Consider the following 21,776-nt stretch of genomic DNA (forward strand, 5'->3'; position numbering starts at 1 on the left):
TTCATGAACAAAACACATACCAGATCGGCTTTTACGTCTGGAGAACGGATGAGCCGAAATGGTGTGTGTTTTATTGTCAGTGCTTATCTTATGGTTTTCCCTCAAATATGAAACGTTTATTTTATTTTTTGCACAGCCACTGCCATTTGCTCCAGTTGGGTATGCGTCAATTGGTTATTTGGCGAGCTGAGTGTTACATATCGATCATCCAGCTTGAACGTAAGTATGTCGGTTTTGTCCGGAGTGTACCATTTGGCAGATACGCCGTTAGGCAATTTTACTGTTTGGCCATCATAGCTGAACGAGTAGTCTCTAGGAGACACCGTTACATTCATGCGGTTAAAGACAAAATTCACACCATCTCCGCCGGCACCCACGCTTTTGAATGCATCTCCCGCAACCATGTGTTGTGGTGCATAAGCGGTGGTGAAACCATCGAACTGAGCAAATGATTTACGGATCTGTTCCAGTTGCTGTTTGGAGTAACTTACATTTTCAAAAGCAGTAATGCCTTGATCATTGCCGCCCTTTACTTTTTGTACAGAGACAGCGACTTGTTGCAACTGTGTTTGGGACAGCTTATGATCTGGCGAGCTGAGTGTCACATACCGATCATCCAGCTCGAAGGTTAACATGCCGATATCGCTCGGTGTATACCATTTTGCACGAACACCGTTGGACAGTTTAACCTCTTTGCTCGTGTAGCCGTCCGAATAATCTCTTGGAGAAACATCCACTTTCATGTGATTGAAAATGAAGCTTACTCCATCTCCGCCTGCGGCTACGCTTTTGAATGTATCACCTGTAGCCATTTGCTGCGGCGCATAGGCTGTTTCGAAGCCGTCGAATTGAGCAAATGCCTTCTGGATCGCTTCTTTTTGCGTTGCGGTATAGGTTACATTGCTTAGTGCAGTTGGATTGCTGTTCGCTTTACCAATAATCACTTGTTTATTGGCACCATCATAAGTTACAGGCACATGCAGTGCATCAGCCAGTGCGCGAACCGGCAGATAAGTCGAGTTATTGTACGTGATTGGAGCCAGTTTTTTACCGTTCCCGTCAGTCGGCGAGTAGGCTGCACCGTCTACATTAAAGCCGATCCCATGATTGAGGTAAGCCGAGATTTTCTCTAATTGCGTTCCGGCGTATACACCGGCTGCTCCGGTTAAGGTCATACCCAGCACCATCATTGTAGCTACGGATTTCTTCATGTTTTTCTTCATCATATATCTCTCCTTTAAGTTGGGGTTATTTGTTGTCTTGCTGTTCCTTATGGCTTTATATTACCCCCCGAACTTATCCAGAATAATTCTGAATTATCTCCAACTTGTAAACATGTGTAACGATCTTTGCATCATGATGGGCAGTTGTTATGTAAAGGTTATAGGGGAAGCATCTTGTTTGAGTTTCATCATCAAGGAGGGACATGGATGGATCATCGCGTTATGAAAGAGTTTATTGAAGAGTTTTATGATATTGGTCGGATACAGCGCGTGGAAGTGATGAAACAGGGGACGAGCTCTGAAGCCAAATGCATTGAGTCTTCAGCAGGTAGATTTGTGTTGCGTAGACTTAGAGATGAGCAGCAGGCTGTAAACGAAGAGAGATTTCATCACGTCCTGTCATTGCAAAACATCTCTCCAGCAATGGTGATTGCGCGGAACGGGTTGTCCTATGCTCATTGGAATGATGAGATATATAACTTGCAGCACTATGTAAAAGGGACGATACCATACGATCATGCAACGATGGATTTTGTTTTGTTTGGAAAAATGCTTGCACGCTTCCGCCATGCCGCTCACAAACTTGAAATCGTGGATCAGCCGGATCGTTTTGCGTTATCTCTATTATGGTCACAAGTCCGTGATGAAGTCAGGGGATCTTCGTCAGCTATTATCGGTTTACTTGAGGGGCATGTAGAGCAATGTACAGAGTATGTCGTGAGAAATGATAGCCTGATTCACGGTGATCTGGGGGTGTGGAATATGTTATTTATGAAACAAAAGACGCTTTTGATCGATTTTGGAGAGGTGAGAAGAGGTGATCCGCATTTTGATGTGGCTGCCGCGCTTACTTCGATGATCCCTGCAACCGCAAGAACGAATGAGTGTTTATCAATGATAGAAGAAGTAATGAAAGGATATGCTGAGGCCGGGGGACTGCTCACGAGAGAACGGTTGTATGAACATATTCACCTTTGGATGCTGCGCGGCCGGTTGGCATTGATCAGGGAGAGGGGAGTTACCTCCCCGATGGTGCAACACATGGAACGAGGCGTGCGAAGAGTTGCCGTATTCAAGGAGATATTACTTTAGCCTTCAGAGGATCACGATCAGTTGTACAAATACAGGACAAATCCGCCTATGCCCAGTACGATGGCGCCGACGTATACATATGTAAGTTTACTCAGATTTTGCCGTGTACGGCGATCATATTCGGGGTTACTGATGCGATTGGCTTTCGAATTCCCGATGATAAGCGTAGCAATCCCGCCAAATAAGGCGATGCCGATAACCAATGCATAAGGTAGCCAAGTCATGAGTCGACCTCCTTCTCCAGTCGATAGAGAGCGTTTGCCTCTATTGTATCTCAGGTTCACTCGCAATGTAAGCTATTATTGAGAAATATAGGAAATTTGTGTGATCTGAATTTAAAGGATTTACATGGACATGTAGATGAATAGCGAATCGGAATCTAGACAGTATATTGAAGTTTGAGTTGTATGTTTTAGACTCAGATCACTAGAATTTTAATTTTTTTTAGATAAAAAAACATAGATGTATCAAGCGTTTGCGGCTTTCTTTATCGAAAGCTTCAATTTTTTTTGCCTGCGGAGTGATCCAGAATGGAAAACCGTGCGTTACACCCTATGAAGACAACGACAAAGAAACAAAGGAACCAAAAACATACTTAAGGAGTGACTCACCAATGAAGATGAAAATGAAAACATTTATTGCACCAGTACTTAGCTTGTCGCTGTTAATGCCAGGAATCGCGGGAGCTGCTGCTGCACCCCAGACTTCCACTTCCATGACCATGATGAAAGCATCCGTGAACACCCCTGCGGCTGACCTGAGAGCGAATCTGGATCATCTGTTGTCTGAACACTTTGCTCTTGCGGTGACAGCTATGGCGAAAGCTTATGATGGAGCCAAAGATGCAGATGCAGCGTACAAAGCACTCGACCAGAATGCACTGGATATGCAACCGGCGATTGCTTCGCTTTACGGTGAAGCGGGTGCCAAAGAATTCGAACGCATTTTCCGCGCACATAACAAGTATACTGACGATCTGGTGAAAGCAACCAAGATGGGTAACCAGGCTGGCATCAAGCAAGCTCAAGATAACATCAACGGATTTGTGGATGAATTCTCCACATTCCTGAGCACGGCGACAGAAGGCAAATTGCCGAAAGACGCAGCAAAACAAGCATTGAAAGTGCATGAAGATCTCGTGCAAAAAGTATTCGACGAGTACGTAGCTGGAGATTACACCGATGCATACAAGGCATATCGTGAAGGCTTCAAGGAGATGTTTGACGTAAGTAAGGCACTTTCCACCGCGATTACGACACAGATGCCAGAAAAATTTAACAATACCAAAGCAGATACCAAAGCAGCTGACCTGAGATCTGCGCTCAACCACTTGGCTTCGGAACACTTTGCGCTTTCCGCTCTGCAGATGCAAGAGCAATATGATGGACGCACAGCGGCATCGAATGCCCTCGTAACCGCAGAAGCTGGAAATACAGCGGACTTCAAAGCTGCGATTGCTTCCATTTATGGTAATGAAGGAGCGAATGCGTTCGAAAAAATCTGGGTGACTAACCATGTTAACGCTCAGAGTGATTATGTTAAAGCGGTAAAAGATAATGATGCTACCGCCCGTGCAGCTGTGCAAAAACGGATCGACGGATTTACAACAGAGTTTGCTACATTCCTGGATTCCGCAACAGCGGGCAATTTGCCGAAATCAGCAGCACAACAAGCGCTGACAACACATGAAAACCAGGTGCAAAAAGTATTGGATCAATATGCAGCAGGCAACTATGATGCTTCATACACTACGAATCGCGAAGGCTACAAAGTGATGTTCGGGGTAGGTCAAGCACTGGGTAACGCGATTGTGACTCAATTCAACGACAAGTTCCAAGAGGCAGCACCAACAACGCCTGCACCAACACCAGCACCAGATATGACAACCGTTTGGATGAAGCTGAACAGCAAAATGCTGAAAATTAACGACAAAACAACGAACATGGACACCACACCTGTGCTTTGGAAAAATACAACATACATCCCGCTCCGTTTCCTGAGTGAGGGAATCGGTGCAACGGTGAAATGGGATAAAAAAGCACAACAAGTGACCGTTATGGCTGGTGATGATACACTCGTATTCTGGGTGAATAACACGGTCATGGAAGTCAACGGTATGAAGAAAAACGTAGGTTCTACCGTGTTTGTTAACAAAGACGGACGTACACAAGTACCGCTGCGTTTCATTGCTGAATTGCTGCAATGGAATGTGAAATGGGCTCAAAAAGATGGTTCTATTACATTGACTAAAGCAATGTAATTCAGGCGTAATGCAAAATCAACACTGTGATTCTATACCGTCTTAAGTTGATATAACGAATCTCACATTCAAACCGAAAAGGCTGCCCCTGAGGCAGCTTTTTTGTATTCGCCTGCAAGAGCAAATATTTGGTATAATTAATTGCATGATCAATTACATAAGGATTTGAATAACTCAAGCAATACAAAGGAGTGTTCGATTATTCCAAAAGAACAAAAGGAAGAGGAGGACAGAGGTATGAGTGCAACATCCAATTCAGAGAAGCCTGCACGAAGTGTAGATACCCGATTGTTTATTGCCTGGGCTGTATCCGTCATTGCAACCTTGGGAAGTCTGTATTTGAGCGAGATCAAGCAGTTTCTTCCATGTGATCTGTGCTGGTTCCAGCGCATTTTTATGTATCCGTTAACGATTCTGCTAGGTATTGCCTACTTCAAGGATGACGTGGGGATTGCCAAGTACGTGCTTCCGCTTAGCTTTATCGGGGGCGGCATTTCCTTGTATCACGTAACGATTCAGCGGATCTTCTCGGCTACCGGCAACGCGGTGGCATGTGGCAAGGTGCCATGTTACACCGATTATTTGAACTGGTTTGGTTTTATCACGATCCCATTGCTGGCTCTGATCGCATTTATCATTATTATCGTGATGTTGTGGGGAATCGGTAAAACACCTAAATCTTCTAACTAAATGTTCTCCTTAAATCTTTTTACGCAGAAAGGACCAACGGTGATGAAGGGACAAGCTCGCTGGTTTACGCCTCTGCTCATCCTGATTTTTATTCTGGCTGGCTGCTCGTACACCGAGCAGCCAGCCACAGGTGAGATGCCGGAGATGATTCGTGTGAAGCTCATGATGCCGGATCAGGCGAAGGTGAACGAAGAAGTCGCTCTACAGATCAAACTAACCCAGGGAGAGAAGCCTGTAGACGATGCCGATCATGTACAGTTCCAAATCTGGAACGAACAGAACGAACCTGCGGCACCCTCCATCGAAGAAGGCATGATGAACGCCGATGAGCTTGAGGCACGCGGGGCAGTGAAGGCTAGTTCTGTAGGTGACGGCATATATGAAGTGAAGCATACGTTTCAGGAACCGGGGGTATATGTTGTTCAGGCACATGTAACCTCAGGCGCAATGCACACCATGCCGCGTACGAAGGTGACTGTCGAATAATGTTATGATCTTCATTTTAATCCTTGACCTTGAAGTATACTTCAAGGTTTATTGTTGTTGTATCAACAACGTTTGGAGGAAAAATCATGAAGATATTCGAATGGATTTTCGTACTAGTAACGATAGTGGGGGCGCTCGGTTTACCTTTTTATGCGAAAAAGCGAAAGCTTGCGATAGGCATGCTCAGTGCCTTGGTGATTGCTTTTCTGCTACATGCGCTCATGGATCCCATACGGGTGATGTTACTGCCGTCTTATATTGTCGCGCTCATTCTATTTATCCTGTTAATGATTCAAGTGATTAAATGGACTCGCAGTGTTGGAAGCATAGCACCAGAAATACATAAGAAGAAGTCAAAAGGACGTGCCTGGATGCGCGGCCTCTTCATCCTTCTTCTTGCTGCTTTCTCGGGCATTGGATCAGGAATGCTTACGAGGTATTTCCCGGCATTTACAATGCCCGAGCCAACGGGGCGATTTGCCGTCGGTACATTTTCACAACAGATCGTAGATGAATCTCGTGAGGAGACTCTTTCGCCCGAAGCCGGGGACAAGCGGGAACTAATGATTAATGTGTGGTATCCCGTAGACCCGGAAGTTGCAAAAGGCATTAGACCGGAGTCATACCCTGCGGAATTGGGGGAAGCAATCAGTCTGGTATTTGGCATCCCGTCACAAGTATTCAGTTATCTGGATACGATACCGACCCATGTGGTAAAAGGTGCAGCGATGTCTAATGCAAGTAACTCGTATCCTGTTGTCCTGTTCTCTCCCGGTGTCCGGTCTGCCCGTTTTCAAAGTATGACTGCGGTGGAGGAACTCGTCAGCCATGGCTATATTGTTGTAGGGATGGATCATCCGTATACGTCAGCTAGAGTAACCTTTCCGGATGGACATAAGGTCTCTTATGATGCCGGGCCAGAATTTGCAACATCGGGAGAGTTGTATCAATATAATGTACAGGGAGTGGGCATTCGTGCGGCCGATGCACGTTTTGTACTCGACACACTTGAACAGTGGAACGTGAGTGATCCGAATCAGGTGCTGGAGGGCAGACTTGACCTGAACCACACGGGCATTATGGGACATTCGTATGGCGGGGCGACAACAGCCGAAGCACTGGCGCAGGATGAACGTTTGCAAGCAGGACTCAGTTTGGAAGGCGGTTTCTGGGGCACTGTTTCGAAGTCGTCGCTAAAACAGCCGTTTATGTACATCATGTCTGGCAAGACAGCTAAAAGTCTGGGACCCAATCCTACCGAGCATGAAAAATTATTCTATCCCGAGTTTGAACCCGATCTAAAACATGTTATGAAGAACAGTCTGAATGATACTTATTATCTGACCGTGGATGGGTTTTTCCATCAGAGCTTCACGGATATTGCATTAATCTCACCGCGTTTGTTTGCCAAAAATATGTCTGCGGAGCATAATATCGATATTACGAGAAGTTATGCACTTGCTTTCTTTGACCGTTACCTGAAAGGTGAAGCACAACCTCTGCTACAAGGAAGTTCAGCCAAATTTCCCGAGGCATCTTATGATCATGAATATACGCAGATCCGTAACAAACAAGCGCAATGAGTCAGTTGGAAAGGGGAGAGCGTTGTGCAGACCATGACAAGAGGCCAATTGGCTAAAGAGACGGGAGTAAGTATGGCCACGCTTCGTTATTATGAGGATAGCGGCATATTGCCTGCTCCGCATCGATCCTCCAACGGATATCGCGTGTACACCGAGGATTATTTGGTCAAAGTGAAGTTTATCAAGGGTGCACAGACGCTTGGTTATTCGCTGAAAGCAATAAAGGAAACGCTAGAGTTGCTAAGCAATAACGATATGGAAAAAGAAACATTGAAGACCCTTGTCCGTGAACGGATCACCGACATTCAACAGCACATCGAACATCTGGAGCAGATGCAGAAACATCTGGCCGGATTGTTGCTTGTACCTGAGGACGAAATCGATAGTTACATCCAGTCCTTTAGAGTAGAGAAGAGAGAGCCGTAATCACGGCTCTTTTTTTTCTATTTTAAGAGTAGACAAGTCGTATGTAACGTGCAGGAAATGTGGGGAGAGAAACGATTATAATGAATACAACGTTTGAATCCTCCATTCGAGGTTGGTTAGCATAAACTCCGTATGGGATACTAGATAAAGGAGGTATTCAGTATGCTTGATGATCTAGAAGTAGCCATAAAAGAGAGGATACAAGAAAGGTACGATATTCTGGCAGAGCTTTATTCCATATGGTTTACAAAAAGTGAGTCTGCCGTTGTCCCTAAAAGCGTATTTTACCAAACGGAACACATCGAAAAACATAGGGCGATAACCTATTTATTAGATAGAAAATACATTGTAGCCGATTCGGTAGAAAATGATGTGGAAATGGTGGCAATTACAATAACCCCCGATGGAATTGATTTTTACGAACAGGGGTACTTGAGCGGAAAAGCTAAAGGTTTTCAAATTGTTTCTGATATAAAAAACATGGAGTAATTAAGCATAGAATCACTGCTTCAAGATTGATTTCACAAGTCAGTTTACTGATAAGGAGCCTTATGATGGAGTTATTCAAAGCGTTTAAAGAATGGTCTGACCAAAATGATGGCCAGATTGAAATATTTACTTCTGCGGGCAGAATGACAGCTATAAACAGGGTGAAACCTGGAGCAACTAATTTCGAAACATGGCTGGAGCGATTTATTCTCTCTCAGGGAGAGAAATTCTGGTATTGGAAAACAGATCGGTATACCTTTTAAGAAGGTTCTCGGAACTTACTGGAATTCGTGATGCAGAATCGATGATACTAAAAAAACCACCTCCATTGCGCCCGTCGATGTCATTTATCGGCTTTATTGCATTGGAGGTGGTTTTTGTTTTTCACTCAACTCATGCCTGCTTCACGTAGAAAATAATGCACAATCTCCGTCTGATATTTGATCCGTACAGCGCGTTTCAGGCTCCAGCACGTTTCCACGGTGACAGAATTCGCATGTAGCAACCTTGAAGCCGCTGTCCGAGCGGAGCCCGGCAACTCATGCCGCTTCAGATTAAAATGATGCTTGCCCACCGGTATAGATCGATTCATGCGTTCAATCACCCTGCGGCAGATCGGCACGCTGGAGCTGCCGGGATTGGTGATCAGCGTTTGTCCAAGTACGCGTGGACTGAGCTGTGACAGACCATTTGCCTCATGCAGATCGAGCCACCAGTCAGGCTGATGCTCGCGTGCAAGCTTGAACACGGCGGATGCCAGTGGATGCTTTGATTTTCCTGACTTGCGACGAGGAAAGGTGCGGTTCAGGTCGGGTTTGCCTCTGATTTTTTTGGCATAAGCCTGCTGGTTGACTCTCGGCACAATAATCAAGGTTCCGCGATGGATCACACGTCGTCCCGCCATACAATCATCGGCAAGCTTCTGCGCAGCGGCCATGCTCGCGGTTTCATTGCCATGAACTCCGGATGTAATTATCATGACGGGTCCGGGATTGGTTCCGCGTACGATGTAATAAGGCGTAGCATAGGGACTGGGTGCAGCAAGAACATGTCTGGTCACAAGCATGACCCTCACCTCCGCTACTACAGTACGTCATGTCCCTCTCTCCTGTAACGGCGTTCGAACAGTCCTGTAACCCGTTTCGCTATAAAATAGGCCAACCCCTGGACGAATCAATAGACTTTGTGAATGACATCCTCGAAGTCGGGTTCCTTCATCTCAATATCGTCAATCTCTCCCCACTGCTCCAGCTCTTTCAAAATGTCCATTGTACGCCATTCCTTCCGGTTCACCCGTGCCGTCAGCACCTGATTGTCCATACTTGTAACCTGAATGGCGGAAGGCAACGCATCTGGCAGTTGAACCCGTCCACGGAAGGCCACACGGATCAATGTAGGTAAACCGATCGTATCCCGAAGGGAGGCGATGGTTCCGTCATAGGTCAGTTGTCCGTGGTTAATAACCATGACGCGGCTGCATAGCTGTTCGATATCATCCATGTCGTGTGTAGTGAGCAGAATGGTTTTGCCAAACTCTTCATTTAGTGTGCGCAGGAACTGGCGTATATTTCGCTTCGCATTCACGTCCAGTCCGATGGTGGGTTCATCGAGAAAGAGTAGCTCTGGATCATGCAGCATGGATGCCGCCAGATCGGCCCGCATGCGCTGCCCGAGAGAGAGCTTGCGAACCGGGGTCGCCCAGAATGATTCGAGATCCAGCAGTTCAGCAAACTGGCACAGCCGTTTCTTTTTGACATCCGAACTCACGCCGTACATCTCTGCCAAAATATCATAGGAATCCTTCACGGGTAAGTCCCACCAGAGCTGGCTTCGCTGTCCGAACACAACGCCGAGCTTGCGAACCGTTTTACGCCGTTCCTCATGTGGATTCATCCCGCCAAGCATCACCTCGCCCCCAGTCGGGTGAAGAATGCCTGTCAGCATTTTGATCGTAGTGGATTTACCAGCCCCGTTGGGGCCGATGTAGCCAACAAACTCTCCTTGCCTGACATCAAAACTGATATCACGTACCGCTTCTTTGGTTACATACTGGCGTGAAAACAAGGTGCGTACCCCTGAGAAGCGCCCTTCCCGCACGACAGGGGTTTTGAATTGTTTTTGCAGGTTGCGTGCTGTAATCATATCCATGTGTATTTCGCCTCCTCCGTTAATGTGTAAATAAATCGTTCAATGTATATAACTTCTCTAACTACCCGTACTTTGATATTTAGTCATGCCGAACGCCCAGAACCGCAAACTGGCTACCAGACATATCACGGCTACCGCAGCAATGACGGCTAGCACCCAAGCGCCGCCTTCACCGCGAAGCAAGTAGAGGGATGGAATATAGTTTACAAATCCGACGGGAATGACGGTCAGCAGCAGGCTGGACATCCATTTGGGATAGAGGGTGAGCGGATATTGAGCCGCGGTGCGGGCTGCATCCTCCGTGATGACTTGCAACTCCTCGATGCGTGTGGTCCAGAAACCAAGAGTCGCTGTAGCGAGTCCGATGGAAAAAAGAATGATGGCTCCGGTCACAATGACGAACAGGGAGAGAGGGATAACCGTCCAGCCGATCTGACCGCTATGCATCATCCCCGCAAGCGACCAGCATAGAATGAATCCGCCTTGAAGTATTTCGCCAATCATGATGCGGAAGTTCTGCGGCATCAGTGCCAGCAGGACAGGCATAGGTCGTGTCAGCAGTTGATCCAGCTCACCGCCCACCAAATATTTTTCCAGATGATGCACTTCATTGCCGAATGTGCGATATAACGTTTTGGATAAGGTCATGATGGCAAAGAGATAACCAATTTCATGTAATGACCAGCCTTTAATTGCACCGAATTTGTGCAGTACTAACGCGACCATCAGAAATTCGGAGATTTGAATAAGTGCCGCCAGGATGGCTCCCAGCACGAAGTTAAACTTGTACTGCATCCGGCTGCGGATGCTGGTTCGAATGAGTATTTTATATAAGTGGAACCACGAGATAGGTTTCATCCTCCCTGCACCTCCACTTTACGGCGTAACACTTGGGTAAGGGCAAGACAGATTAACGTCATGACTACACACCAAAGCAAGGTTCCCCATAACAAGGAGCCATCTTCAAAACCAAGATAAATTCGGGTAGGGACGTAAAGCAGAAATGGATAAGGCGACAGCCAGGCCAGTTGTTCCAGCCATTTCGGCAGCCATTCCAGCGGGATAAAGAAACCGGCCATCAGGTTCATCAGGGCATGATTGGCCCAGTGCAGCCAGGACGATTCCGTAGTCCACATCGATGTGACTCCGATGATATAGTTCATGCAGATGGACAAGTACGCTGCGCCGGCAAGTGCAAGTGCGGCATAACCTAAAGTCCAGGCCTCTGAAGGCCATTTCAGGGAAAAAACGATAGAGTAGAGAAGATAGATCGGAAGGCTTTTGTACACGAACTGGTAGGCGATCTGCCCCCATTCCCGTGCCATCAGGTGAGTAAACAGATGTACCGGACGCATGAGATCCAGTGCAATCTGCCCTGTCCTGACACTGAGCGGAATACCGAGTCCGTTGGTCAGAAAGCCTGAGATCCAGAGTGATGCTTGCGTGAAGGCAATATAGCTGATCATCCCCTGAACTCCGTATTCTCCGAGCTGGTGGTCAGCCCCGATACCGATCCAGAGACAAGCATACATGTAGCCAAACATGGCGCTTGCCAGGTTATGTACCATGTGTGCCCCGCGATATTGCAGGTTTCGGGCGTAGGCTTTGGAAGCCAACGTGAAATAAAGCATATGACACCTCCGATAAGTGGATTGAACGGCGGACCCGTTCACTTCAGTCAAGGCGAAAAAGAGAGAAGGACAACAGCATACCAATATATTCCTTCACAGGCAAGACATTTTTTTAGTGATTACTAGAACGTAAGGGATTGTTCATGAATGCGCCACAAGACAGGCAGGGGAGAATTCCTTTATAATGAAGAGGTAAAACAGCAAGCGTTTACAATTGTGTTTATTCAAATTTAAAATAACCGCCGGGCATGTGCCTGACGATGGGTATAATACCAGCACGAACAATCCGGCAAGAGAGAAGGATGTCATGAAGAAAATTGCATGGGTCACCGACAGCACCAGTACACTGGATTCCGCTTTTGCGGAGCAAAATCATATCTACATCGTGCCGTTGCGCATTGTATTTGGCGAGGAATGTTACCGGGAGACCGAGGAAATCTCGTCCGATACATTTTATGAGAAATTGGCAGCTTCATCGCGCGCGAGCAGTTCACAACCGCCGATTGGCGAGTTTATCGAACTGTATGAATCCATTAAGGATCGGTACGATGAGATTATAACGATTCACTGCTCCACGGCACTTAGCGGAACGCTCCACACCTCGATGCAGGCAGCGGAGATGGCAGGCGTGACGGTTACCGCAATTGATTCTAGGGCAGGAGCCTATCCTCTTCGGGAGATGATTCTGCAGGGTCTGGAATGGCAGAAACAGGGATGTTCGGCTGCTGAAATTAAAACACGTATCGAACAGATGATTGATAACATGTCTTTCTATCTGATTCCTGCAAGTCTTCAAAATCTTCATCGCAGCGGTCGTGTGACAGGGACACAATTAATCATCAGCCAATTGCTAAAGATCCACTTGTTGCTTCGATTCGAAGAGGGGAAAGTGGTGGTGAATGAGAAGATTCGCACGTTCAAACGTACCAAAGAGCGCATGCTTGAGATGCTGAAAAAAGATATGGAAAAGGTGAAACATGTATGCATTATGCATGCAAACAATCACGATGAAGCCCATAGTATCAAACAGCAGATCGCGGAGCTGCTTCCACGTTTGAGAACAGAAATCATGCCATTTATTCCAGTAGTCAGCATTCATGCCGGGGCCGGGACAATCGGATTGTGCTGGATTCGTGGGGAACATGCATAGCAATTGAATGAACGTTGATCAATACTGGTTATATCAATGAAGTGAGAGAAAACCTCACCATAATTAACATCATAAATTACGTCATTAATTACGTCATATAAGCCTGATGAAGCACACTTGAATCTGAAGTGCCTGCTTGGTCAGGTTTTTTTGAACGATCATTGCCAATTTCATCAAACTGTGAGGTAATAAAGAAAACGGTCTTATAGAATAGCTTCATAGAAAATGTTTAATGCCGGAGGGGAGTTTATGTCAAGTCATCGCTTGTTGCTTGTGGAAGACGATCGTTCGATTAGCGAGATGGTCGGTCCTTATTTGGAAAAAGAGGGCTTTGACCTTACATATGCCTATGACGGTCTGGAGGCAGAACGGCTGTTCAACGAGGCGAAGCCTGGTTTTGACCTGATTATTCTTGATCTGATGTTGCCACATCGCAGCGGGATGGATGTCCTGCAAACCATTCGCGCGAGAAGTCTGGTCCCCGTGCTAATTCTATCTGCCAAAGATGGGGACGTAGATAAAGCACTGGGCCTTGGCTTCGGGGCTGACGATTACCTGAGCAAACCGTTCTCGCTGATTGAGCTGACAGCTCGCATCAAAGCGGCCATCCGCCGTGCCAATTACACCGCCCAGCCTGCGGAAGAAGAGACACATGACCACAGGATAATTCTCGGCGGACTTGTGGTAGATATGGAAACGTATGAGGTAGAGCGTGAAGGAGAGCCCATCAAGTTAACGTCCAAGGAGTTTGGTATTTTAAAATTATTGGTCACCCATCCCGGCAAAGTGTTCACCAAAGCTCAGATTTATGCGTCTGTCTGGAATGATCACTATTATGGCGATGAAAATATTATCAACGTACATATGCGCCGCTTGCGAGAAAAGCTGGAAGTTGATCCTTCTGCTCCACGTTACATTAAAACGTTATGGGGCATTGGGTATAAGCTGGAGGCGGAGCCGGTATGATTATGATGCTGTGGTTGCTTGCGGTATCTACGATCCTGCTTGCATGTGCTGTTATTGCGCTTGTATTAAAGCTTCGTAAACGAAGTACGCATCTAACCTATATTCACAATAAAGTGTCGGGTATTCTTGAGCAGGGTACGTTCGAACGACTACTTGTATTTGATAGCGATGCACAGGTAAGCCGGCTCTTGAACGACATGAACCGGTTGCTTGAGCACGCCCATCTGGCCAAAGCAGATTATGCCAACCAGGAGAAGGAGATGCGTCATATGCTCTCCAACATCTCACATGATCTGAAGACCCCGCTTACCGTTGTACTCGGGTACAGTGAAACGCTGCTGCACAGTTCTTCTCTGACCGATGAGGAGCGGAGGGGAATGACGGAGAAAATACAGGATAAAGCACAGGAAGTGCTGCGTTTGATGCATTCCTTTTTTGATCTCGCCAAGCTTGAATCGGGAGACCGTCAGCTGGAACTTAGCCGGGTGAATATTAGTGAGTTGTGCAGGGTAAAAATGTTATCGTTTTACGAATTGCTTACGAAGCTGGGGTTGCAAGTGGAGCTGAGCATTCCGGAGCAGGATGTGTTCGTTCGCGCCAACGAAGAGGCACTGGATCGCGTGCTGGACAACCTGATCACCAATGCGATGAAATATGGCGCCGACGGCAAGGAGCTCGGAATAGCTATACTGAACAGAGAAGGAGAGCCCGTTACTGTGCAAGTATGGGACCGTGGCAAAGGTATCCCGGAACAGGAGCACAGTCGTGTCTTTGAACGAATGTACACGCTGGAGGATTCCCGTAATCGGATGTATCAGGGTAGCGGTCTCGGTTTAACCATCACGAAGCGGCTCGTTGAACGCATGGGTGGACGTATCGAAGTACAGAGCGTGCCACATCAGCGGACGGCTTTTTCTTTTACATTGGAAGAAATGTTGTAGAGCCGTAAAGACTTAACTATTCCAAGTTGCTGGTTATTCCTATACAGGTCAATTTTCCAATGAAGTGTCTGAACAAATCAGCACGCGTTCCAACTTAAGATTTTTGTAAGATTTGATTAATAAAAAAGCAGACTTTTTTCTTTACAATACAGACATAAGCACCCGAGCAGGGGACGTAAAGGAGAATGACCAGATGAGTTATATAGCACGGACCATAAATCTTACCAAGGTGTACGAAGGAACAGAGGTCGTATCTGGCGTTAACATGAATATTAAGCAAGGTGAAATCTATGGATTTTTAGGGCCAAACGGAGCAGGGAAAACAACGTTAATGAAAATGTTAACCAACCTTGTTAAACCTACTGCGGGTGAGATCGAACTCTTTGGCGAAAAGCTAAACCCGGACTCTTACGAATTATTGAAACGAATGGGCAGTATTATCGAGTATCCCTTTTTCTATGACAAACTGTCAGCATGGGAAAATCTGGATCTTCACTGTGAGTATATGGGGTTCACGAGCAAACAGGTGATTGGAAAATATATGGAAATGGTCGGTTTGAAGGATGCGGGCAAAAAACCTGTGAAGGACTTCTCTCTCGGTATGAAGCAACGTCTTGGGTTGGCTCGTGCGCTGATTACGACACCCGAGTTGTTAATTCTGGATGAACCGATCAATGGACTTGACCCGGTGGGGATCAAAGAGATGCGTGATCTCTTTAAACGATTGAGCACAGAATATCGCATTACGATGTTGATCTCCAGTCACATTCTGGGTGAAGTGGAGCAGGTTGCGGACACGATTGGTATCATTCATGAAGGAAGGCTTGTCGAAGAAGTATCCATGGAGAGTATTCGTGGCAGTCATACCGATTATATTGAAGTACAGGCTGCGGATCCTAAGAGGGCTGCATACGTCGTAGAACATTTGTTGCACCTGAGCAATTATAAGCTGTTCGATGAGAAGACGTTGCGTGTCTATGACCCAGATATAACGACTTCCGATCTTAACAGCAAGTTGGTTCAGCACGGGGTTGAGGTGGAGTCGATCTCTAAACGTTCGCACTCCCTGGAAGAGCACTTCATGGGTCTGATGAAAGGGGCTGATGACGTTGCTTAAACTCATTCGTCTGGAATGGCGCAAGCATCGCTTTGCCCGGAATTTTGTGGGTGCAGGCATTGCCATTGTCAGCATTCTTCTATTTATGATTATGATCGGTTTTACAAATTTGGGGGCTGAAGATTATGCCTTGGCCGATTACCATGGGGCCTTTATGCTAATTGATACATTTTCCAGGGCCGTGTTTATTATATTTGCCGGTTCCTTGATATCCAAACTGATTATTAGCGAGTATAGGGATAAAACAATGAATGTAATGTTTACCTATCCGATCAAACGGCATAAAATCATTGGTGCAAAGTTAATGTTAGTGTTTGTGTTTACGTTTGCGATGATTATGTTTACGGACATTTTAATGGGTGCGCTCCTGCTAGTCGTAAATCAGTATTACGGTTTTATTACCGAGCCGCTGGGACCAGCAGCTTTGGGACAGACCGTGCTGAAATATACCATCAGTTCCCTATCTGCCGCCGCCATGGCTCTGATTCCTCTATTCTTCGGTATGCGCAAGCATTCGGTGACGGCTACAATGGTTGCTTCCATTTTTCTTGTTCTCATCGTATGCTCCGGTTTTAGCGGTTCCAGTGGGCCTACCATGTCGGTCAATAACATCATCGTAATTCCGTTGACCTTGGGTGCAATCGGCTTATGGATCGCTACACGTTCCATGACACGGTTGGAAACCAAAGACTTGAATTAAGACATGATCTCTTTTGTGCTGAAAAGCATGCTACGTGTGGCCTCACATGCCATTGACATCCGCTCGTACAAGGGATAGGATAGTGTCAACTGAAACACGAAGGAGAATAGAACGACCATGACGATTCCGAAAACATTAACAATCGCTGGCTCGGATACGAGCGGTGGCGCAGGCATTCAAGCTGATTTGAAAACATTCCAGGAGCTGGGCGTATACGGCATGACCGTATTAACAACGGTTGTTTCCATGGAACCTGAGACATGGGATCACCAGGTCTTTCCTGTAGAATTAAATGTAGTTGAGGCTCAGCTTCGCACGGTGCTGGACGGGATTGGTTTTGACGCGATGAAAACGGGCATGCTCGGTTCAGTGGATATCATTGAGCTTGTTGCCAAACATATTCGCCGTAGCGGTCTGCCGCAAATCGTTATCGATCCCGTTATGGTGTGCAAAGGTACGGATGAGGTGCTACAGCCGGAAAACACCGAAGCCATGATCGAATTTTTGCTCCCGGGTGCGGATCTTGTAACACCTAATCTCTTCGAAGCTTCCCAACTGGCAAAGAGTGGCCCGATTCGTTCGAAAGAGCAGATGGAAGCTGCGGCAGCCACCATTCACGCGCATGGTGCCAAACATGTCCTGATTAAAGACCGCGGTGTAATTAACCCGGGTAAAGCCATGGATTTGCTCTATGACGGAACCAATTACGATTGGTTCGAAGCTGATGTTGTCGGTTCCGGTTACACCCATGGTGCAGGATGCACAACATCTGCGGCTATTACTGCCGGGCTCGCTCGTGGACTCTCCGTGAAAGAGGCTGTACGTGAAGGAAAAGCTTTTGTAACCAAAGCGATTGCTGGCGGGTTCCCGTTGAACCGCTTTGTTGGGCCTACTTTGCACGTAGCCCATCGTTTGGAGCACCAACGTTAATTTGCGTTTTGTATAAGTTTGTCCTCAATAGGACAGGTTGCATCAAAGCGATAATTTTGATAAGCATATCCCGAATTTCATCTCAGGAGCGGTCAACGAACAGCGTAGTATCTGTTGGCTGCTTCTTTTTTTGCGTATTTTGATAAAAAATAGTAACTTTTGGTATATGTTAATCGTATATATGATGGGGCTATTCCTGAATATAAATGGATTTATATGGATGAATCAGGACACATGAACGACACATGGAGCAGGTATGTTATCTATAGAAATAAAGAAGGAGAGTCGGTCATGATCAGAACCGTGCTTCTGGTAGAAGACGAAAGCCGCATTCGTGAGATTGTGGCCGATTATTTTATAAAAGAACAATGGAATGTAATTGAAGCCGAGGATGGCGTGCAGGCGCTGGAACAACTAGCTTTACATGAGGTAGACCTGGTCATTCTGGATGTATTGATGCCTGAAATGGATGGATGGACATTATGCGGGCATATTCGCTCCACTTCTACCGTACCTATTATCATGCTCACCGCTAAGTCTGAGGATGATGATAAGATCCACGGGTTCCAATTAGGTGTAGATGATTATGTTACGAAGCCGTTCAGCCCCCGGGTTCTGGTTGCACGGGCGGACACGTTGATGAAACGAGTGGAAGGTGCGATGGGGCGAGAGCAGGGTTTGATTCGCTTTGGCGATGTAACTCTCGACCCCTGGGCCAGACGTTTGGAGAGAAACGGGATTGAGCTGGATCTTGCGCCTAAAGAATATGATCTGCTACTCTATCTGGCTCGCAATGCTGGCATTGTCTTATCCCGGGAAGCCATATTAAATCGGGTATGGGGATTCGATTTTGAAGGGGATTCCCGTGTGGTGGATACACATATCAAAAAGCTTCGTAGCAAACTGGGCGATGAAGCGAAGTGCATTCGTACTGTGATTGGTACGGGGTATCGTTTTGAGGCAGAAGCATGAGAAGAAATGGCGTAACGATGAAGCTGTTTCTGGTCATGGCCGGATTTGTGGTCCTGCTGTATGGGACAACGGTGCTTGCCCAACTGATCTGGTTCCCCGATTTCTACCAGCATCAGAAGGTTACCAGTATGAAAAAGAAACTGTCCAAGTTCGAACAGCAGTATTCGGCCAGTCGCTGGAGCGATTTGCAGCTTGCGAAGGAAACAGGCAGGTTCATGAGGCAAAATCAGTCCCATCTCGTCATTTTGACGAACACAGGCAAATTGGTGGATGATCCTTTTCACATCACGCTACTTCAGGAGGACGGCAAACGTGTGAAGGTGTCCTTGTCACTATTCATTAATAGTGAAAATGCAGGCTGGATCAGGTCTCATCTCAAATTTGGACAAAAGCTGACTGTAAAAGGGCCCTCCAGCGTTGAGGAGAAGCCGGAACCTATGGTGTACCCATTTAAAATTCAGGATGGAGCTTCTGCTGCATGGGGCACAGAAACTTTTCAGGAATCACTGCTACCCGTTCAGGAATGGACGGGGGTGCTAACGGAAGTTGTATTGCCTGACCTTGCTACGTGGAGTCAGAGGCAGGGGCTTCTCGTGCAGGCTCTCGAAAGTCGATTCCCCTTATCGTCAGACGATCAGCAGATGTTGTCTAACGGGAAGATGATTAATGAAGAGTGGATGGACAGCTGGAGTGGTGTTCGTAACGTCATTACGATTGCTCCCGTGCACCGTGCCGGAGCGGAGCAACAGTTGATTTTCTCACTGACTTCACTACAGGAGATGAGAGAAGCCAACGAGGCAACACGTTTATTTTACGGATACTTTGGTATAGGCGCGTTTGTACTGATTCTTTTGCTCGCACTGTTATTGTCCCGAATTATAACCAAGCCATTGCTCGCTCTAAATCATGTGGCGAAGAAGATGTCTACGCTCGATTTTACGGTGAAGTCTCCGATTCGGCGTAAGGACGAGATCGGTAGTCTTTCCGAAAGTCTCAATGCCTTATCAGGCACATTAGGTAAAACATTGGAGGAACTCAAGCAAGCCAATGACCAGATGCGTACCGATATGGAGATGAAGCAGCAGATTGAACAGCGTCAGCGCAAATTTTTTGCCGATGCCTCTCATGAACTCAAGACACCGATCAGCATTATTAAGGGATATTCCGAAGGTCTGAAAGACGGTGTCAGTGAAAACAAGCGGGAGCGCTACATTGAGGTCATTGTTGACGAAGCGATCAAGATGGAAACAATGGTTGAGGAAATGCTGGATTTGGTCAGACTTGAATCTGCCGCGATTCAATTAAATACCGGAGCGATTGCTTTGGCTGATATGATTGAAGATATTGCTGGGCGCCTTGGGCCTCAGTTGAAAGATAAAGGACTTGAAGTGGTGCTTGTATCGACTACGGAGCAGACCATTGAAGGAGATCGAAGCAAGCTTGAGCAAGTATTTTACAATATCATGATGAATGCTATACGTCACGCGGTTCCGCAAACCGATATAATGATTGAGATTAACAGACATGAAGGTTGTGTTCACGTTACAATCGAGAATAAAGGTGAACACATCGCGGAAGAGGAAAGGCAATATATATGGGAGAGGTTCTACCGTGTAGAGCGCTCGCGCAATCGTAAAATGGGAGGGACCGGGCTAGGCCTGGCCATTGCGAAACAGATCCTGGATCTGCACGGATGTGGTTATGGTGTGGAGAATACACCGGATGGCGTACGTTTTTATATTACATTTCCTAAAGCCTAGTATGAAAGGAAGTTAAATTTTATGAAGTCTTTACCATCCATTTTAACCTTGGGGAATTTAAGTTCGGGGATGCTTGCGGTCATTATGGCGATTCATGGGGAGTTTGCCTTGGCTGTGACGATGATATGGGTAGCGATGTTCTTTGATTTATTTGATGGTTATGCAGCACGCAAGCTTCATTGCGAAGGGGAATTTGGCAAGGCGCTGGATTCACTCGCTGATGTGGTTTCCTTCGGTACAGCGCCTGTGCTGATCCTTTACCTGAATTCGATGACAGAAGTGGGTATGCTCGGTATGGCATTGACGGCCCTGTTCCCGGTGTGCGGAGCACTTCGTCTTGCGCGTTACAACTGCCAGAAAACACCGGTTAGCGGTTTTGTCGGCATGCCGATTACCTTTGCAGGTGGACTGATGTCCTTCTTCGCTCTATGGAGCCCTTATTTTAATCATGCTGTAGCATATCTTGTAATTGTGGTATTATCCGGTCTCATGGTTAGTCAAATCCGTTTCCCTTCATTGAAGCAAATACTGCCCTCTCATGAGAAGGATATTGTGGAACCGAAATAAGGAGCGAGTCAAGTTATGGAATTTGCTAAAGAAATTATTAGTCAATATGGGTATTTCGCAATATATGGTTTACTCGCTCTTGGTGTTATTGGGCTACCCATTCCGGATGAGGTGTTGATGACCTTTGTCGGTTATCTCGCCTCGATATCCGTTCTGGATTATTCCGCATCCATCGCTGTTTGCTTTGGCGGTGCGTTTACGGGAGGCATACTGAGTTATACGATTGGCCGAAAAGCCGGCAGGCCCCTGTTTGACAAGTACGGTAAATGGATTGGGGTAAATGCCAAGCGATTTAGCAGGGTAGAAACGTGGTTTCTCAAATATGGGTCCTGGTCCGTTATTGTGGGTTACTTCATCCCAGGCGTGCGGAATCTGATGTGCTGTTTCTCCGGCATGAGCCGCATGAGGATGGGGAGATATGCTGTTATTTCTGGAATCGGTGCATTTGTTTGGTGCGTTGTGTTTATCTCGATTGGTTTCTATGTAGGTGTGTTAACCTAGATGGTAGATGGACAAGCCTGATAGCAGAGGGAGAGACGGGCTACTGAAAGGGCACTTAGCAACAGTGGAGCCCCTGAGGGGGTACGCCGCGGCAACAACAAACGGTTGGGAAGCGATCCAGCAAAACTTATAAATACAACTTAG

At 46.6% G+C, this 21,776-nt stretch carries 24 protein-coding genes; 18 read left to right on the forward strand and 6 right to left on the reverse strand.

What is annotated here, in order from left to right; translation table 11 throughout:
* Window positions 1–116 precede the first annotated feature (116 nt).
* Window positions 117–1,223, reverse strand: coding sequence for a stalk domain-containing protein (locus FS818_RS22005; RefSeq protein ID WP_145334721.1), 1,107 nt, complete (start codon window positions 1,221–1,223; stop codon window positions 117–119).
* A 207-nt stretch (window positions 1,224–1,430) separates the two neighbouring features.
* On the opposite strand from FS818_RS22005, the gene FS818_RS22010 reads away from it, so the two are divergent.
* A complete protein-coding gene (locus tag FS818_RS22010; protein WP_145334723.1) occupies window positions 1,431–2,315 on the forward strand; it encodes a phosphotransferase in 885 nt (294 codons plus the stop codon).
* A 17-nt stretch (window positions 2,316–2,332) separates the two neighbouring features.
* Here the strand turns inward: FS818_RS22010 and FS818_RS22015 are convergent, their stop codons facing one another.
* Window positions 2,333–2,539 (reverse strand): hypothetical protein, encoded by a 207-nt coding sequence (locus FS818_RS22015; protein WP_090924310.1) that lies wholly within the window; start codon window positions 2,537–2,539, stop codon window positions 2,333–2,335.
* Between the two features lie 395 nt (window positions 2,540–2,934).
* Here FS818_RS22015 and FS818_RS22020 point away from each other — a divergent pair, with 395 nt between their 5' ends.
* The 7 genes from FS818_RS22020 (at window position 2,935) to FS818_RS22050 (ending at window position 8,512) form a co-directional block, all read left to right on the forward strand.
* Entirely contained in the window at window positions 2,935–4,575 is a 1,641-nt protein-coding gene (locus FS818_RS22020; RefSeq protein ID WP_145334934.1) for a copper amine oxidase N-terminal domain-containing protein, read from the forward strand.
* Between the two features lie 237 nt (window positions 4,576–4,812).
* Window positions 4,813–5,265 carry a disulfide oxidoreductase gene (locus FS818_RS22025; protein WP_090924309.1) on the forward strand — a complete coding sequence of 151 codons (453 nt, stop codon included), beginning with the start codon at window positions 4,813–4,815 and terminating at the stop codon, window positions 5,263–5,265.
* 42 nt (window positions 5,266–5,307) lie between these two features.
* Window positions 5,308–5,751, forward strand: a complete 444-nt coding sequence (locus FS818_RS22030) for a FixH family protein (protein ID WP_186331815.1) — start codon at window positions 5,308–5,310, stop codon at window positions 5,749–5,751.
* An 86-nt stretch (window positions 5,752–5,837) separates the two neighbouring features.
* On the forward strand, window positions 5,838–7,334 hold the full coding sequence (locus FS818_RS22035) for an alpha/beta hydrolase family protein (protein WP_145334727.1): 1,497 nt from the start codon (window positions 5,838–5,840) through the stop codon (window positions 7,332–7,334).
* 33 nt (window positions 7,335–7,367) lie between these two features.
* A complete protein-coding gene (locus tag FS818_RS22040; protein ID WP_311280906.1) occupies window positions 7,368–7,760 on the forward strand; it encodes a MerR family transcriptional regulator in 393 nt (130 codons plus the stop codon).
* A 162-nt stretch (window positions 7,761–7,922) separates the two neighbouring features.
* Entirely contained in the window at window positions 7,923–8,249 is a 327-nt protein-coding gene (locus FS818_RS22045) for a hypothetical protein (RefSeq protein WP_145334731.1), read from the forward strand.
* Window positions 8,250–8,314: 65 nt separating this feature from the next.
* Window positions 8,315–8,512: a hypothetical protein gene (locus FS818_RS22050; RefSeq protein ID WP_145334733.1), complete on the forward strand. Its 198-nt coding sequence runs from the start codon at window positions 8,315–8,317 to the stop codon at window positions 8,510–8,512.
* 125 nt (window positions 8,513–8,637) lie between these two features.
* On the opposite strand, the gene FS818_RS22055 is transcribed toward FS818_RS22050, so the two are convergent.
* The 4 genes from FS818_RS22055 to FS818_RS22070 form a co-directional block, all read right to left on the reverse strand.
* Window positions 8,638–9,315, reverse strand: a complete 678-nt coding sequence (locus FS818_RS22055; RefSeq protein WP_145334735.1) for a M14 family metallopeptidase — start codon at window positions 9,313–9,315, stop codon at window positions 8,638–8,640.
* A gap of 107 nt (window positions 9,316–9,422) precedes the next feature.
* Entirely contained in the window at window positions 9,423–10,391 is a 969-nt protein-coding gene (locus tag FS818_RS22060; RefSeq protein WP_145334936.1) for an ABC transporter ATP-binding protein, read from the reverse strand.
* A gap of 63 nt (window positions 10,392–10,454) precedes the next feature.
* Window positions 10,455–11,255, reverse strand: coding sequence for an ABC transporter permease (locus FS818_RS22065; protein WP_145334737.1), 801 nt, complete (start codon window positions 11,253–11,255; stop codon window positions 10,455–10,457).
* Window positions 11,252–12,028: an ABC transporter permease gene (locus tag FS818_RS22070; RefSeq protein ID WP_145334739.1), complete on the reverse strand. Its 777-nt coding sequence runs from the start codon at window positions 12,026–12,028 to the stop codon at window positions 11,252–11,254. Before FS818_RS22070 ends, FS818_RS22065 begins: the two co-directional genes overlap by 4 nt.
* Before the next feature lie 307 nt (window positions 12,029–12,335).
* Here FS818_RS22070 and FS818_RS22075 point away from each other — a divergent pair, with 307 nt between their 5' ends.
* From FS818_RS22075 to FS818_RS22120, 10 genes are all read left to right on the forward strand, one after another.
* A complete protein-coding gene (locus tag FS818_RS22075; RefSeq protein WP_145334741.1) occupies window positions 12,336–13,178 on the forward strand; it encodes a DegV family protein in 843 nt (280 codons plus the stop codon).
* Between the two features lie 249 nt (window positions 13,179–13,427).
* Window positions 13,428–14,144: a response regulator transcription factor gene (locus tag FS818_RS22080; protein ID WP_145334744.1), complete on the forward strand. Its 717-nt coding sequence runs from the start codon at window positions 13,428–13,430 to the stop codon at window positions 14,142–14,144.
* A 2-nt stretch (window positions 14,145–14,146) separates the two neighbouring features.
* Complete coding sequence (locus FS818_RS22085) at window positions 14,147–15,085, forward strand: sensor histidine kinase (protein WP_145334938.1); 939 nt, start codon at window positions 14,147–14,149, stop codon at window positions 15,083–15,085.
* Between the two features lie 193 nt (window positions 15,086–15,278).
* The gene (locus tag FS818_RS22090) at window positions 15,279–16,202 is read left to right on the forward strand and encodes an ABC transporter ATP-binding protein (RefSeq protein ID WP_145334747.1); all 924 of its coding nucleotides are present in this window, start codon (window positions 15,279–15,281) and stop codon (window positions 16,200–16,202) included.
* Entirely contained in the window at window positions 16,195–16,902 is a 708-nt protein-coding gene (locus FS818_RS22095; protein WP_186331816.1) for an ABC transporter permease, read from the forward strand. Before FS818_RS22090 ends, FS818_RS22095 begins: the two co-directional genes overlap by 8 nt.
* 117 nt (window positions 16,903–17,019) lie before the next feature.
* Entirely contained in the window at window positions 17,020–17,832 is an 813-nt protein-coding gene (thiD, locus tag FS818_RS22100) for a bifunctional hydroxymethylpyrimidine kinase/phosphomethylpyrimidine kinase (protein ID WP_145334753.1), read from the forward strand.
* A 291-nt stretch (window positions 17,833–18,123) separates the two neighbouring features.
* Window positions 18,124–18,804 carry a response regulator transcription factor gene (locus tag FS818_RS22105; RefSeq protein ID WP_145334756.1) on the forward strand — a complete coding sequence of 227 codons (681 nt, stop codon included), beginning with the start codon at window positions 18,124–18,126 and terminating at the stop codon, window positions 18,802–18,804.
* A complete protein-coding gene (locus FS818_RS22110; protein WP_145334759.1) occupies window positions 18,801–20,564 on the forward strand; it encodes a sensor histidine kinase in 1,764 nt (587 codons plus the stop codon). Before FS818_RS22105 ends, FS818_RS22110 begins: the two co-directional genes overlap by 4 nt.
* 21 nt (window positions 20,565–20,585) lie before the next feature.
* The gene (gene pssA / locus FS818_RS22115; protein ID WP_123065912.1) at window positions 20,586–21,131 is read left to right on the forward strand and encodes a CDP-diacylglycerol--serine O-phosphatidyltransferase; all 546 of its coding nucleotides are present in this window, start codon (window positions 20,586–20,588) and stop codon (window positions 21,129–21,131) included.
* A gap of 15 nt (window positions 21,132–21,146) precedes the next feature.
* The gene (locus tag FS818_RS22120; RefSeq protein ID WP_145334762.1) at window positions 21,147–21,632 is read left to right on the forward strand and encodes a DedA family protein; all 486 of its coding nucleotides are present in this window, start codon (window positions 21,147–21,149) and stop codon (window positions 21,630–21,632) included.
* Window positions 21,633–21,776: the final 144 nt, after the last annotated feature.

The sequence above is a fragment of the Paenibacillus xylanexedens genome, assembly GCF_007680605.1.
Taxonomy (GTDB): Bacteria; Bacillota; Bacilli; order Paenibacillales; family Paenibacillaceae; genus Paenibacillus; species Paenibacillus xylanexedens_B.